Source organism: Teredinibacter waterburyi, from assembly GCF_001922985.1.
Taxonomy (GTDB): domain Bacteria; phylum Pseudomonadota; class Gammaproteobacteria; order Pseudomonadales; family Cellvibrionaceae; genus Teredinibacter; species Teredinibacter waterburyi.
The window spans coordinates 1-864 of sequence record NZ_MRUH01000101.1 but is presented as its reverse complement, the minus strand read 5'-3'; the positions used below and the strand labels follow the sequence as shown (position 1 = coordinate 864).

The window sequence follows — 864 nt, the reverse complement described above, 5'->3', positions numbered from 1 at the left end:
ACTGGTAGGGCATTGCAATTCAGCCAGGGCTGCACCGGTACCCTCATCACCGGTACTGCGAGCTGTCGAGTCCGTCCACCAGTAGTTATAACTAGGGGTGCCATTAAAATCACCAACATTGCTGTTATACACGCCTCCACCGGTAGACAGATTGCGGCTCACCACACTTGCTCCAGAGCTGTCGTACCCCACCAAAGAACCAACATCACTGCTGCCTGCAACAGCCCCGGTCGCAAAGCAGTCGCTAATAGTCGACGCTGTTGTATAGCCTGTATAGCCCACAAGACCGCCAACAGAATCACTAACCGCAGACACCGCCCCCGTGGCAAAACAGGCAGACAGCTCCGTTGATTCTATGTAACCCGCCAAGCCACCCGCGTAGGCGCCGTAACTAGTGGTTGATTCTACCCTGCCGGTTGAAAATACCTCCGTAAGGGTGCTGCTTATTGCATAACCTACAAGACCACCCACATAGCTGCGCGCGGTAACCGACATTAACGGCCCTTGGAGGCCGAGGTTCTGAATGGTCGCGCCATCTATGTAGCCAAATAACCCCTGATCATAGCTATCGGTGCGATTAATCATCAAGTTGTGGATGCTGTAGCCATTGCCGTCAAACACGGCCTCGAATAGATTGTCGTAGTCGCCAATCGCAAGCCAGCCATTGCCTTCATTCCAATAGGTGTCCGAAGCATCCAGCAGCTCATCGCCATTGGTATCAAAATCCAGATCGGCCAGCAGCTCGTAACCAAAACATACTGGCACGGCCACGCCATCAATAATGCTGCCTGGGCAGCCCGAGCTGTCCAGCTCGCCGTCGTCACTGAGTTGTTGTCCGTAGCCCTTCAGGCTATAGCGTATGGC

1 protein-coding gene is annotated in these 864 nt (G+C 54.1%); it reads right to left on the bottom strand.

Annotation, left to right across the window (positions count from 1 at the left end):
* Positions 1-864 (bottom strand): GLUG motif-containing protein (locus IDZ20_RS06970; RefSeq protein WP_281250548.1); only part of this gene is annotated, 864 nt, incomplete at both ends.